Origin of the sequence: Pseudomonas sp. 9AZ, assembly GCF_902506525.1 — a bacterium.
GTDB classification, from domain to species: domain Bacteria; phylum Pseudomonadota; class Gammaproteobacteria; order Pseudomonadales; family Pseudomonadaceae; genus Aquipseudomonas; species Aquipseudomonas peli.
Genome location: NZ_LR733840.1, coordinates 4017104 through 4030682 on the forward strand (window position 1 = coordinate 4017104; position 13579 = coordinate 4030682).

Consider the following 13579-nt stretch of genomic DNA (forward strand, 5'->3'; position numbering starts at 1 on the left):
AGAATAAAAATCTGGAGCCTCCATGCCCTCTACAACTGCGCCCTTCGCCGCCCTGCTGATCGCCAACCGCGGCGAAATTGCCATCCGTATCGCCCGCGCCGCCAGTGAACTGGGCATCCGCTCGGTCGCCATCTACGCCGAAGACGATGTTGCCTCCCTACATGTGCGCCAGGCCGACAGTGCCGTGGCGCTCAAGGGCCGTGGCGTACCGGCTTACCTGGATATGGACCAGCTGATCGCGATTGCCCAGGCGCAGGGCTGCGATGCCGTTCACCCCGGCTATGGTTTTCTCGCAGAGAATGCCGAATTCGCCCGTCGCTGCCTGGTTGCTGGGCTGTGTTTTGTCGGCCCCAGCAGCGAAGTGCTGCAATTGTTTGGCGACAAGGCAGCGGCGCGGGCGTTAGCCGAACGCTGCGCCGTGCCGCTGGTGGCGGGGATCAATCGGCCGATCAGCCTGGAGGAAGCCCATGGCTTTCTCGCTGAACATGGCGCCGTCATGCTCAAGGCGCTGGCCGGTGGCGGTGGTCGCGGCATGCGCCCGGTATTCGCAGCCAGTGAGCTGGACGAGGCCTTTGCACGCTGCCAGTCCGAAGCCCGCGCCGCCTTCGGCAGTGATGCGCTGTATATCGAACAGCTGGTCAGCCAGGCCCGGCATATCGAAATTCAGGTACTGGGCGACAGCACGGGCGCGGTGAGCCATCTGTGGGAGCGCGACTGCAGCCTGCAACGTCGCCAGCAGAAGCTGGTGGAAATCGCCCCCAGCCCGGACCTGCCCGCAGCCACCCGCGAACGGATGATCGCGGCCGCGCTGAAACTAGCCGGCGCGGCGCAGTACCAGGGCCTGGGTACGTTCGAATTCCTGCTGGATGCCGAGCAGCCTGAGCGCTTTTACTTTATGGAAGCCAACCCGCGCATTCAGGTCGAACACACCGTCACCGAGCAGGTCACCGGCATAGACCTGCTGCACACCCAGCTCAAGCTGGCGGCCGGCCAGTCGCTGGAACAACTCGGCCTGCTGCAGTCACCGCCGCTTAATGGCTGCGCCGTACAGCTGCGCATTAACCTGGAAAGCATGAGCAACGATGGCAGCACCCGCCCAGCCGCCGGCACCCTGACGGCCTACCAGCCGCCCAGCGGCCCCGGCCTGCGCGTGGATGGCTACGGTTACGCCGGCTACCCGGTCAGCCCCAGTTACGACTCACTGCTGGCCAAGCTGATCGCCCATGCACCGGACTACTCCAGCGCCCTGCGCCGCGCCTACCGCGGCCTGTGCGAATTCCGCCTGGAGGGCGTGGCGAACAATCTGCACCTGCTGCAGAACCTGCTGCGCCTGCCGCAAGTGGCGAGCTATCAGCTGACCACGCGCTTTGTCGAAAACCACCTGAGCGAGCTGCTGGCGGCGGAAACTGATGCCCATCCGCATCGCTTCTTTGCGGCTGCACAGGCAACCAGCCATAGCCCTGAAGAGGTTGCTGATGCGCCAGCAGGTTGCCTGCCGCTGCTGACTCATAGCACCGGCGTGGTAGTCAGCCTGGAGGTGGCCGAAGGCGATGCGGTGGCTGTCGGCCAGAGCATTGCCGTGCTGGAAGCAATGAAAATGGAGTTTGTCGTCACCGCCAGCCACAGCGGCATCGTCCGCCAGTTGGCCGTGCAGATCGGCAGCGCGCTCAATGAAGGCCAGCCGCTGCTGTTTATCGAACCCGCCGAGGTCGACGCCGCCGCCAGCCAGAGCGAACAGAGCCTGGACCTGGATCATATCCGTGCGGACCTGGCCGAAGTGCTCGAGCGCCATGCCGTGACCCGCGACGAGCGCCGACCGCAAGCCGTGGCCAAACGACGCAAGACCGGCCAGCGCACCGTGCGCGAGAACCTGACGGACCTGCTGGACGATGGCAGTTTCAGCGAATACGGCGCCCTGGCGATTGCCGCCCAACGGCGGCGCCGCTCGCTGGCCGAGCTGATTGAGCAGAGCCCGGCCGATGGCCTGGTGGCCGGCACCGGCACGGTCAACGCCGAAGCATTCGGCAACCAGGCAGCGCGCTGCATGGCCATCGCCTACGACTACACGGTCTTCGCCGGCACCCAGGGTGTGATGAACCACAAGAAGACCGACCGCATGCTCGGCCTCGCAGCGCAGTGGCGCTTGCCGGTGGTGCTGTTTGCCGAGGGTGGCGGCGGCCGGCCGGGCGATACCGATTTCGTCGGCGTGGCCGGGCTGGACTGCCACACCTTTGTTGGCATGGCCAAGCTCTCGGGTCTGGTGCCGCTGGTAGGCGTGGTTTCCGGGCGCTGCTTTGCCGGTAACGCCGCATTACTCGGCTGCTGCGATGTGATTATCGCCACCGACAACGCCACCATCGGCATGGCCGGCCCGGCGATGATCGAAGGCGGCGGCCTTGGCAGCTTCAAGCCTGAGCAGGTCGGCCCGGTCAGCGTGCAGGGCCCCAATGGCGTCATCGACGTACGGGTGGCCGATGAAGCCGCAGCGGTGCAGGTGGCCAAGCAGTACCTGAGCTACTTCCAGGGTGCGCTCAGCTCATGGGACTGCGCCGATCAGCGCGAGCTACGCCAGCTGATCCCGGAAAACCGTTTGCGCGTGTATGACATCCGCCAGGTCATTCGCACACTCGCGGACACGGATTCCGTGCTGGAACTGCGCCGCGAGTTTGCGCCTGGGCTGATCACCGCATTTATCCGCATCGAAGGCCAGCCATTCGGCCTGCTGGCCAACAACCCCGCGCACCTCGGCGGCGCCATCGACGCAGTTGCCGGCGACAAGGCTGCGCGCTTTATGCAGCTGTGCGACGCCTTCGATATTCCGTTGCTGTCGCTGTGCGACACCCCCGGCTTTATGGTCGGCCCAGAGGCGGAGAAACAGGCCACGGTGCGCCATGTTTCGCGCATGTTTGTTGCCGCCGCCAGTCTGACCGTGCCGTTTTTCACCGTAGTGCTGCGCAAAGGCTACGGCCTCGGAGCTCAGGCCATGGCGGCCGGCAGTTTCCATTCGCCGCTGTTCACTATCGCCTGGCCCAGCGCCGAATTTGGCGCCATGGGCCTGGAAGGCGCGGTGCGCCTGGGGTTTGCCAAGGAACTGGCCGCCGTCGAAGAGCCGGCGGCACGCCAACAGCTGTTCGACAAGCTGGTGGCCAAGGCCTACGACAATGGCAAGGGCATCAATATGGCCAGTTTTTTGGAGATCGATGCGGTGATCGACCCCGTGGAAACCCGCGCCTGGCTGCTGCGCGGCCTCAACGCCACGCCTAAACCCGCTCCGCGCGAAGGCAAGAAACGCTCAGTCGACACCTGGTAACAACCGTCTGCCCGAACCTTGTTTGGGCAGTTTCCGGCGCTTCGGGTAAACTGCCGCATCTTTTGCACCGATAACGATCTGCCTGATGCCGACGACCTTCCACGAGATTCCCCGTGAGCGCCCGCTGACGCCCCTTCTAGACCGCGCCAACACGCCGGACGAGCTGCGCCGTCTGGGTGAAGCCGAGCTGGAAATTCTGGCCGACGAGCTGCGCCAGTACCTGCTGTATACCGTTGGGCAGACGGGCGGACATTTCGGTGCCGGCCTGGGCGTGATCGAGCTGACCGTGGCCCTGCATTACGTCTTCGACACCCCGGATGATCGCCTGGTGTGGGACGTGGGCCATCAGGCCTACCCACACAAGATTCTCACCGGCCGCCGCGAACAGATGGGCAGCCTGCGTCAGAAGGACGGCATCGCCGCGTTCCCGCGCCGCTCGGAAAGTGAGTACGACACCTTTGGCGTCGGCCACTCCAGCACCAGCATCAGCGCCGCACTGGGCATGGCCATCGCCGCGCGCCTGCAGAACAGCAAACGCAAGGCCGTCGCCGTAATCGGTGACGGTGCCATGACCGCCGGCATGGCCTTCGAGGCCCTGAACCACGCCAGCGACGTGGGTGCCAACATGCTGGTGATCCTCAACGACAACGACATGTCGATTTCCAAGAACGTCGGCGGCCTGTCCAACTACCTGGCCAAGATCATCTCCAGCCGCACCTACTCGAACATGCGCGAAGGCAGCAAAAAGATCCTCTCGCACCTGCCGGGTGCCTGGGAAATCGCGCGCAAGGTCGAAGAACACGCCAAAGGCATGCTGGTGCCCGGCACCCTGTTCGAAGAGCTGGGCTGGAACTATGTCGGCCCCATCGACGGCCACGACCTACCCACCCTGCTCGCCACCCTGCGTAATATGCGCGACCTCGACGGCCCGCAGTTCCTGCATGTGGTGACCAAGAAAGGCAAAGGTTTTGCCCCGGCCGAAGCCGACCCGATTGGCTACCACGCCATTACCAAGCTGGAGCCGATCAACGCGCCGGCCGCTCCCAAACAAACCAGCGGCCCGAAATACTCCAGCGTTTTCGGCCAATGGCTGTGCGACATGGCCGCGACAGATCCGCGCCTGGTCGGTATCACGCCTGCGATGAAGGAAGGCTCGGACCTGGTGGCGTTCAGCGAACGTTATCCCGAGCGCTATTTCGACGTGGCCATCGCCGAACAGCATGCCGTGACCCTGGCGGCCGGCATGGCCTGCGACGGCGCCAAGCCGGTGGTGGCGATCTACTCGACCTTCCTGCAGCGCGCCTATGACCAGCTGATCCACGATGTGGCCGTGCAACACCTCGATGTGCTGTTCGCCATCGACCGCGCCGGCCTGGTCGGCGAAGACGGCCCGACCCACGCCGGCAGCTTCGATATCTCCTACCTGCGCTGCATCCCCGGCATGCTGGTGATGACGCCCAGCGATGAAAACGAACTGCGCCGTATGCTCACCACCGGTCACCTGTTCAATGGCCCCGCCGCCGTGCGCTATCCGCGTGGCAGCGGTCCGAATGCCGCCATTGAACCGGGCCTGGAACCGCTGGAAATCGGCAAGGGCATCGTTCGCCGCCAGGGCAAACAAACCGCCCTGCTGGTCTTTGGCGTACAACTGGCCGAAGCCCTCAAGGTCGGCGAAGTGCTGGATGCAACGGTGGTCGACATGCGCTTTGTCAAACCGCTGGACGAAGCTTTAGTACGCCAGCTGGCCGCCAGCCACGAGCTGATGGTCACTATCGAAGAAAACAGCGTGATGGGCGGTGCCGGCAGTGCAGTCAGCGAGTTCCTCGCCCACGCTGGCCTCCTCAAACCTGTGCTTCACCTGGGCCTGCCGGACTACTACGTCGAGCACGCCAAGCCGGCGCAGATGCTCGCCGAATGCGGCCTGGATGCCGCCGGCATCGAGGCCGCCATCCGCGCACGCCTTGCCATGCTTTCTGCATGAGCACCGCTCATCCAGAGCTGAGCCAGGCTTGCTTGTAATTCATTCACCCGCGCATTAAGGTGCGCGGCGTTTTACTTCCGCCAAGGTGCGCCCCTTCCACAGTGAAGCGGCGTTAAACGGGAAGCCGGTGCGTTCTTTTACGAACTATCCCGGCGCTGCCCCCGCAACGGTAATCGACCGCAGAGTCGTTCTGCACGGCACCTCAACGCCACTGGGTTATCCCGGGAAGGCGAGGCGGCGTACGTCGAGAGCCCGGAGACCGGCCTTGCTGGATGTGACTGGTGTTGCGGAGGGCATCACCGTCAAGCTCAGGCTGCGCCAGCGCGCCCGTTCTTGCCCCTGCCCTCCTCAAAAGTCGTTTGATCTTTTGAGGATTCTCTACGTGAAAATGTCCCGTCTTGCCCTGGTTGTGGCGCTGATGCCGCTGGCTGCTCATGCAGATCCACTTGAGTTGCAGCCATTGGTTGTGACCTCCGGGCGTCATGCCGAACCGGTACAGCAAACTACAGCTGCAACCACGGTATTCACCCGCAAGGACATCGAACGCCTGCAAGTGCGCAGCGTGGCAGAGTTACTTGAGCGCGTACCCGGCGTCAGCATCAGCCGCACCGGCGGCGCAGGCAGCCAGACCGGCCTGTTTGTGCGCGGCACCTCAACCGCGCAAACCCTGGTTCTGGTAGACGGGCAACGTATTTCTGCCGCGTCCAGCGGCACCAGCAGCCTGGAGTTCCTCAGTCCTGAGCAGATCGAACGCGTTGAAGTCGTGCGCGGCGCGCGTTCGGCGCTTTATGGCTCCGATGCCATCGCCGGGGTTGTGCAGATTTTCACCCGTCAAGGCAGCGGCGACGGACTCAAGCCCTACGTTCGCCTTGGCGTCGGCAGCAACCAGACCTTCGAGCGTAGCCTTGGCGTGTCCGGCGGCGACGCGCAGACTCGCTTCAACCTGGGTGCTGCACTCGATGAAACCCAAGGGATCGACGCCACGCGTGATAACTTCGGCGCCAACGGCGATGACGATGCCTACCGCAATAAATCACTGAGCCTGAATCTTTCACACCGTTTCAATGACGATCTGAAGATCGGTTTCAGTGCCCTCGACCAACGCGGCCAGAGCGAGTTTGAGGACATCTTCGGCACATCACTGCCCACTACGGACTTCCAGCTCAGCAGCCTGTCCAGCTTCATCGATGCCAATGTCAGCGATGCCTGGAACAGTCGCCTGGAAATCGGCCACAGCGAAGACAAACGCGACACCGGTAACGACCAGCCAGACGCCAGTGCCGACGCGTTCTACAGTTTCAGTACCTACCGTGACTCGGTCAATTGGGTGAATACCCTTGCCCTTAACGATCACCACCAAGTGCTGCTGGGTGCCGATTGGTACGAGGATCGCCTGCGCAGTGACACGGACTTCGTCGAAGACTCGCGCTGGAATCAGGCCGCATTCATTCAGCACCGCTACAACGCTGAATATTTCTCAACCGAGCTGGGTCTGCGCCATGACAAGAACCAGCAGTTCGGCAGTAAAAACACCTGGAACACCGCACTGACCGTGCCGCTCAATGACGACAATAATGTGATCCTGTCCTACAGCGAAGGCTTCCGCGCGCCTACCTTCAACGACCTATACTACCCAGACCTGTGCTATCCAGGCTTCGGATGTTTTACCAGCGCCAACCCGGAACTTAGCCCGGAAACATCTAAAAGCTATGAGGCTCAATGGCGCAGTCGCTTCAGTGAAACTAGCGCGCTGGAACTTTCGCTGTACCGTATCGACCTGCAAGACGCGATTGTTCTAGATCAGAATGACATTCCTCAAAACGTCCAAACCGCTCGCATCAACGGTTTCGAAGCGGCGCTTCAGCAGGAGCTGTTCGGCTGGCAGGGCAATCTGGCTCTCGCGCTGATCGACCCACGGGATCGCGACACTGGCCACACCCTCGCCCGCCGCGCCAAACGGACCCTAAGCCTGGACCTGGACCGCCCGTTTGGCGAGTTTGCACTGGGCGTCAGCTGGCGCGCGCTCAGCGGTCGCTATGACGACGCCGCCAACACACGTGAACTGAGTGGTTACGGCCTGATTAGCCTGCGCGGCAAATGGCAAGCGACCGAGGAAGTGGCCTTTGACCTGAAACTGAACAATCTTTTCGACAAGGACTATGCCGAGGCGACTTACAAGACATCTAACGGGCGCTTCGGTTACAACAGCGAGGGCCGCACTGCGCTGTTTGCTGTGACCTGGACACCTGAGCTTTGAGTTAGCCACTATCCGCTCAATAGCGCCCTAGAGACCCCGCCTGAGTGCGGGGTTTTTCTTAGCGAGCCTCGCTCAACACCTCACACAACCGCCCCACCGCCCCCAGCATCTGAAAGCTTGGCCGCTCCAGTCCCGCATCCGGCACCAGCCACAGCTGCTTACGCTCAACCGCCGCCACGCCTGGCCAGATGCGCCAGGCGTCCAGCTGCTCTTGCACACTGGCCAGAATCACCTCGGGGTTTGCTTGCAGCACCGCTTCCACACTGACCTGCGGCGCCGGCAAGGTGAGTTCGGCAAAGACATTCTCGGCGCCACAGATACGCAGAGCATCACTGATAATCTGCTCGCCGCCGATGGTGTACAGCGGCGTATCCCAGATCTGATAGAACAGCCGCAAAGGCTGTTCACGCTGATAGCGCTGACGCAGTGAGGATAGGCCGTTATTGAATTGCTGTTGCAGCGCCCGGCCCTTGTCGAGGCGACCGATACGCGCGCCGACTTCGACGAAGTTCTCCGCCAGATCAGCCAGTTTGCGCGGTTCCACAATCAGCAGGGGAATCCCGATGCGCTCTAGCTGCTGACGTTGCGCACGGCTAATGCTGTCAGGCCAGAGCAGCACCAGGTCAGGCTGCAATTTGAGCACGCTTTCCAGCTCAAGCTGGCCATAGCGGCCCACCGAAGGCAGTTGCGCCACCGCTGCCGGGCGCTCACCGCCATCCAGCAGGCCAACCAAGAGTTCGCCCGCATCCAGCTCCAGCATGATTTCAGTTAGGGAAGGTGCCAGGGTGACCACCCGCTCGACGGCTGCTGCGGGTAACGCCAGCAACAGCAGCACACAGAGAGTGGCAGCGCGCATCAGCCTAGTTGGCGTGGAATACGATAGAGGTACAGCAGAACGATGCTGGAAATCGCGAGAAGGATCAGCGGGATCGCTTCCAGACCGGCGAAGACTGCGATAGCGGCAACCCAGGCTGGCAACGCTGCGCCGAGAAAGGCCAGGCGGCGAACACGCGCCAGTTCCAGCCAGGCATCGTGTTCAGCGGCAGTGTCGAGCGCTTGTTCCGTGGCCACCAGCGCGCGCTTGTAGCCACTGAACAGCGGCAGGCTGACAAACATTGAGGCCAGGCCGGCGATAAACAGTGGCATGGTCAATAGACCGGTTTTCTGTTCGGCGCCAAACAGCAGATTGAGCACGAACAATGGCGCCAGGGTCACGGCCAGTTGCCGCCACCACTCCAGCGCCAGTCGACGGCGCACCTGGCCGCGCGTCACAGGCTTTCCTCAACCTCGCCCTGGTGCAGGCTGCCGAGCATATGCCCGAGTTTGCCGGCCTTGGTCGCGAGATACTTTTGGTTGTGCGGGTTGTGGTCGATCTGCAACGGCACACGGGTCGCCACATTGATGCCCATATCGCCCAGCGCCTTGACCTTGCGCGGGTTGTTAGTCATCAGCTTGAGCTGGCTGATACCCAAGTGATCGAGCATCGGCAAGCAGATGGCGTAGTCACGCTGATCCGCGCCAAAGCCCAAGCGCTCATTGGCTTCTACGGTATCCGCGCCGCCATCCTGCAGCTCATAGGCGCGGATCTTGTTCAGCAGGCCGATGCCACGGCCTTCCTGACGAAGGTAGAGCAGGACACCGCGGCCTTCATGGGCAATCGCACGCAGCGCCGCTTCGAGCTGGAAACCGCAGTCGCAACGCAAACTGAACAGCGCATCGCCCGTCAGGCATTCGGAGTGCAAACGGCCCAGTACGGGCGCGCCATCGGCCACATCACCAAAGGTCAGGGCTACATGTTCCTTGCCTGTGGCCTCTTCGAGGAAGCCATGCATGGTGAACACGCCAAAAGGCGTAGGCAACTGGGAGGCGGCGACAAACACGACGGACACCGGATGCTCCTAAAGAAAATGGGCAGGAATAATCAGGCCGGCATTGTAACAGCAGGCCCTGGCAGCCGCTTAGCTTGAATTACTGATGATAAGAATCGAACCTACGCAAGAGCTAGTATTTGGACTCCAGCACCAGCACATCCTGTTCAACCTTCCAGCCAACGCGACCGAGAAAGCTCATGCCAAGCAGCGCCTCGGTCGGCGAGCCGCCTTCCAACACCACCGCATCAACGCCCAGCACTTCCAGCTCACCAACCTTCACCCGATCCAGCGTCACGCGCCAACCGCGCGCAGTACCGCTGGCAGTGTTGACTTGCAAAGGCGAACCCATCACCCGGTAATCGATCCCCAGACGGCGCGCATGCTCATCATTCAGGGCCACCGAAGTGGCGCCGGTGTCCACCAGGAACTGGATAGACTGACCATTGACCGAACCTGCAATCCAGTAATGCCCACCGATGCCCTTGGCCACACTGAGCTGTTTCTTCTGGGCTTCGGCAAAGCCATCGCTGTACTCACGACTCAAGCTGTAGCTGCGCTCCACGCCATCAACACGCAACACCGCGCCACGGCTATCAGCACTGACCACCATGACTCCACCTGGGCCAACCTGACCGACCTTGACCAGCTTGCGCTGGCCATCGACATTCAACACCGCAGCGCCAGGGAACAGGCCGACAACCCGTACCTGGGTGGCCGCCATGACACCACTGCTCAGCAGCAACGGCAGGCTCAACAACAGTACTTTCAAGGCGTACATGGAGCGTCTCGCACAAGTTAGTCAAATGGATATGGTTGCTGCCAGCGCTGAAAAATAGGCCGTAGGCTGCCGTCCGCCACCAGGCTGTCCATGCGTTTATCGAACAGCTCAGCCAGCGCCCGGCCACGCGGCGTATCGGCAAAACCCAGGTAAGTCGGCAGGTCGGTCAGCTGAGTAACACGGTAGCGCTCAGGCTGGCTGGTCGTGCGCAATACATCGTCAACTTCGGCCAGGGCATCGATATAGAAATCCACATGGCCCATGTCCAACATACGTAGGATACCGCCGCGACGCAGCACTTCGCGGTACTGGTGCAAATTTGGCAGATAGCGCTGGTATTCATAACCGCGCATCCAGGCCAGGCGGAATTCGCCTAGGGACTGCTGGGTCGGGATGGGTTTGTCCAGCAAGCCCAGTGCAGAAATCTGATCGAAGTCGTAGTTCCAGCGCGGATAGAACACGCCTTGCTCGACTTCGTTAAGGTAAGAACCCACCCAGGCATCGGCAGCGCCGCGCTGCACGAGACCAATGGAGCGGGTGTAAGGGACCGTCTGGATATCCAGCCTCACGCCAGCAGGCTCGAACACCGTGCGGAAAATCTCCCACACCATACCGCTGCCATCAGGATGAGTGCGGCCTTCCCAGGTGTCACTGGCTATACGGATCTGCGTAAGCTCAACGGCGCACAGCGGCCCGCTGACAGCGCTTATCACCAGCCACAGCAACCACCGACAGCAGCGGCCCATTTTCAATCCCTTCTGATTACCAGCCCAGCGCAGCGGCCAGCCCATTGCCCCAACCCCAGACAATCAGTTGCAGAGCCACCCAGGCAAACACACCGGCAAGTACGTCATCAAGCATGATGCCGACACCGCCATGCACATGCCGATCAATCCAACGAATCGGCCACGGTTTGAGGATGTCGAACACACGGAACAATAAAAAGCCTAGCAGCAGCCAGCCCCAGCCGTCGGGGACTAACCAAAGCGTAATCCACATGCCGACCATTTCGTCCCAGACGATACCTTCATGGTCATGCACCCGCAGGTCATCTGCCACTTTGCCGCATAGCCAGAAGCCAAACAACATGGTGATGCCAAGCATCAGCCAGTAACCCCAGTCGGGCAGCATCTGAAACAACGGCATGAAGGGCAGCGCCACCAGCGACCCCCAGGTGCCCGGAGCTTTCGGCAAAGTACCAGAGCCAAAGCCAAAGGCCAGGAAATGCCAGGGGTTGCGCCATACCGAAGGTGGTACGAACTCGGCGGGAACTTGCTTGGGATGATCAGTCACTGACACGTCCAAAATGTTGATAGCCGCTAAACGGCAGCTTTACGGGCTGACCTTGCGCGTCCAGCAGGGTAACGCCCTCACCGGCCACAACACGACCAATAACACGTACCGGCCAACCGGCTTGCTGTAAATCAGCCAGATGGGCCGTCGGCAGGGTAAATGCCAGGAGGTAATCATCGCCACCGCTCAATGCGCACTGGCGCGACGCTGACTCACCCGCAAAGGCCAACAGGGCGGCAGACATCGGCACCCGCGCCTGCTCGATGATTAACGCTACGCCAGAGGCGGCGGCGATATGACCACAATCGGCCAGCAAGCCATCGGAGATATCCAATGCAGCCGTCGCTTTGCCGCGCAGTGCCTGGCCCAAGTCGAGCTGCGGCATAGGTGACCAGTAGCGCGCCAGCAACGGCTCGGCCACTGCGGGCTCGGCTTCCCGTTGCCCCAGCACCAGTGGCAAGGCCCCCGCAGCATCACCCAACTCACCACCAACGCAGAGCAGATCACCGACCTGCGCACCTTTGCGGGTCAGCGCCATGCCAGCCGGCACGCGGCCAAACACGGTCAGCGTGAGGCTCAAAGGCCCCCGGGTGGTATCACCACCGATCAGGCGGATGGCGCACTGCTGGGCCATCCGGTCCAGACCGGAGGCGAACGCCTGCAGCCAGTCGGCATCAGCACTGGGCAGGGTCAAGGCCAGGGTAAAGCCAACAGGCGTCGCGCCCATCGCGGCCAGATCGCTGATCGATACGCCCAGCGCACGTTGCGCCAGCAGAAACGGGTCAGCCGATTCAGGGAAATGCACCCCAGCAACCAGGGTGTCAGTAGAAATGGCCAGCTGCTCGCCGACCGGCACCTGCAACAAGGCACAATCGTCGCCGATCCCCAATGCCACGCCTTCGCCGGCCTGCGCACAAGACGCAGCGGCGAAGTAATGACGGATCAGCTCGAACTCACCCAAAACAGGCTTAACGCTTGTTAGCGCGAACTTCATCCGCGCGCAGGCGCGGTGCCAGCTTGTCCAGCACACCATTGACGAACTTGTGTCCGTCGGTTGCACCAAACACCTTGGCCAGCTCGATGCCTTCGTTGATCACCACGCGATAAGGAATATCGATGCGGTTTTTCAGCTCGAAGGTCGACAAGCGCAGGATCGACAGTTCAACCGGATCGATCTCATCCAGCGGACGATCAAGCAGCGACTCGAACGCGCCATCAATCTCGGTTTTCTGCCGCGGCACGCCGTGCAGGATTTCATGGAAGTAGGCACCGTCCACCGCCGTGAAATCATTGTCGACACGGAACTGTGCTTCGATCTCGTTCAGCGACTGGCCTGCCATATGCCAGGAATACAGCGCCTGCATGGCCAACGTACGTGCCTGACGGCGCGCCAGCGTCTTGGTGCTGGGGCCTTTTTTGGGTGCTTGAGGCTGCTGCCCGTTACCGTCGTGCTGGCTCACTTGGCCTCCAACTGCGCCAGCAGGCTGACCATTTCCAGGGCGGACAGTGCTGCTTCCGCACCCTTGTTGCCGGCCTTGGTGCCGGAGCGCTCAATGGCTTGCTCGATGGAGTCGACAGTCAGAACACCGAATGCAACCGGCACGCCGAATTCCATGGACACCTGAGCCAGACCCTTGGTGCACTCGCCTGCCACGTACTCGAAGTGCGGAGTGCCGCCACGGATGACCGCACCGAGGGCGATGATGGCGTCGAAGTCACCGCGCTGGGCGACCTTCTGCGCGACCAGCGGAATCTCGAAGGCACCCGGCGCGCGAATGAGGGTGATGTCGCTTTCGCTCACACCATGGCGCACCAGTGCATCCACCGCACCGCTGACCAGGCTTTCAACAACGAAGCTGTTGAAACGGCCGACAACCAGAGCAAAACGGCCCTTGGGGGCGATAAAAGTACCTTCGATGGTCTTCAGGGTCATAAAACAATTCTCATATAGCGTTAAAGAGCCAGGGGGCAAAAAAGTTATAGCCCAACGGAACAGCGCGTAGCGAGCGCAGGACAGGTGAGGCGGAACAGGTAAGGCCGCGACATTTACCGAGGTAAAGGACAAACCAAACCTGTTTGCAACGCCGTG

The 13579-nt window shown here is 61.8% G+C and carries 12 protein-coding genes and 1 riboswitch; of the genes, 3 read left to right on the plus strand and 9 right to left on the minus strand.

Annotated features, from left to right (window positions below; all coding sequences use genetic code 11):
• Nucleotides 1–22: 22 nt before the first annotated feature.
• The 3 genes from ALTER154_RS18580 to ALTER154_RS18590 all read left to right on the plus strand — a co-directional run bounded on the left by ALTER154_RS18580 (nucleotide 23) and on the right by ALTER154_RS18590 (nucleotide 7548).
• The gene (locus ALTER154_RS18580) at nucleotides 23–3310 is read left to right on the plus strand and encodes a carboxyl transferase domain-containing protein (RefSeq protein ID WP_160089306.1); all 3288 of its coding nucleotides are present in this window, start codon (nucleotides 23–25) and stop codon (nucleotides 3308–3310) included.
• Between the two features lie 85 nt (nucleotides 3311–3395).
• Nucleotides 3396–5291, plus strand: a complete 1896-nt coding sequence (gene dxs / locus ALTER154_RS18585) for a 1-deoxy-D-xylulose-5-phosphate synthase (RefSeq protein WP_160089308.1) — start codon at nucleotides 3396–3398, stop codon at nucleotides 5289–5291.
• A gap of 66 nt (nucleotides 5292–5357) precedes the next feature.
• A riboswitch (cobalamin riboswitch) is annotated at nucleotides 5358–5574 on the plus strand.
• Between the two features lie 99 nt (nucleotides 5575–5673).
• Complete coding sequence (locus ALTER154_RS18590; protein WP_160089310.1) at nucleotides 5674–7548, plus strand: TonB-dependent receptor domain-containing protein; 1875 nt, start codon at nucleotides 5674–5676, stop codon at nucleotides 7546–7548.
• Nucleotides 7549–7606: 58 nt separating this feature from the next.
• Here ALTER154_RS18590 and ALTER154_RS18595 read toward each other — a convergent pair whose 3' ends face one another.
• From ALTER154_RS18595 to ribE, 9 genes are all read right to left on the minus strand, one after another.
• A complete protein-coding gene (locus ALTER154_RS18595; RefSeq protein WP_160089312.1) occupies nucleotides 7607–8404 on the minus strand; it encodes a cobalamin-binding protein in 798 nt (265 codons plus the stop codon).
• Nucleotides 8404–8820 (minus strand): MFS transporter, encoded by a 417-nt coding sequence (locus ALTER154_RS18600; RefSeq protein ID WP_090255718.1) that lies wholly within the window; start codon nucleotides 8818–8820, stop codon nucleotides 8404–8406. Before ALTER154_RS18600 ends, ALTER154_RS18595 begins: the two co-directional genes overlap by 1 nt.
• Nucleotides 8817–9437, minus strand: coding sequence for a GTP cyclohydrolase II (gene ribA / locus ALTER154_RS18605; protein WP_090255721.1), 621 nt, complete (start codon nucleotides 9435–9437; stop codon nucleotides 8817–8819). Before ribA ends, ALTER154_RS18600 begins: the two co-directional genes overlap by 4 nt.
• Nucleotides 9438–9549: 112 nt before the next feature.
• Nucleotides 9550–10197 carry a TIGR02281 family clan AA aspartic protease gene (locus tag ALTER154_RS18610; RefSeq protein ID WP_160089314.1) on the minus strand — a complete coding sequence of 216 codons (648 nt, stop codon included), beginning with the start codon at nucleotides 10195–10197 and terminating at the stop codon, nucleotides 9550–9552.
• Between the two features lie 17 nt (nucleotides 10198–10214).
• On the minus strand, nucleotides 10215–10943 hold the full coding sequence (locus ALTER154_RS18615) for an ABC transporter substrate-binding protein (RefSeq protein WP_160089316.1): 729 nt from the start codon (nucleotides 10941–10943) through the stop codon (nucleotides 10215–10217).
• 16 nt (nucleotides 10944–10959) lie between these two features.
• Nucleotides 10960–11490: a phosphatidylglycerophosphatase A gene (locus ALTER154_RS18620; RefSeq protein WP_160089318.1), complete on the minus strand. Its 531-nt coding sequence runs from the start codon at nucleotides 11488–11490 to the stop codon at nucleotides 10960–10962.
• Nucleotides 11483–12451, minus strand: coding sequence for a thiamine-phosphate kinase (thiL, locus tag ALTER154_RS18625; protein ID WP_160090221.1), 969 nt, complete (start codon nucleotides 12449–12451; stop codon nucleotides 11483–11485). Before thiL ends, ALTER154_RS18620 begins: the two co-directional genes overlap by 8 nt.
• A 7-nt stretch (nucleotides 12452–12458) precedes the next feature.
• Entirely contained in the window at nucleotides 12459–12950 is a 492-nt protein-coding gene (nusB, locus tag ALTER154_RS18630; RefSeq protein ID WP_169852851.1) for a transcription antitermination factor NusB, read from the minus strand.
• A complete protein-coding gene (gene ribE / locus ALTER154_RS18635; RefSeq protein ID WP_090255729.1) occupies nucleotides 12947–13423 on the minus strand; it encodes a 6,7-dimethyl-8-ribityllumazine synthase in 477 nt (158 codons plus the stop codon). Before ribE ends, nusB begins: the two co-directional genes overlap by 4 nt.
• Nucleotides 13424–13579 lie beyond the last annotated feature (156 nt).

Coding starts and splice junctions, on each gene's coding strand:
- ALTER154_RS18580 (WP_160089306.1), top strand. CDS start 23: ATGCCCTCTACAACTGCGCCCTTCGCCGCCCTGCTGATCGCCAACCGC.
- dxs (WP_160089308.1), top strand. CDS start 3,396: ATGCCGACGACCTTCCACGAGATTCCCCGTGAGCGCCCGCTGACGCCC.
- ALTER154_RS18595 (WP_160089312.1), bottom strand. CDS start 8,404: ATGCGCGCTGCCACTCTCTGTGTGCTGCTGTTGCTGGCGTTACCCGCA.
- ALTER154_RS18610 (WP_160089314.1), bottom strand. CDS start 10,197: ATGTACGCCTTGAAAGTACTGTTGTTGAGCCTGCCGTTGCTGCTGAGC.
- ALTER154_RS18615 (WP_160089316.1), bottom strand. CDS start 10,943: ATGGGCCGCTGCTGTCGGTGGTTGCTGTGGCTGGTGATAAGCGCTGTC.
- ribE (WP_090255729.1), bottom strand. CDS start 13,423: ATGACCCTGAAGACCATCGAAGGTACTTTTATCGCCCCCAAGGGCCGT.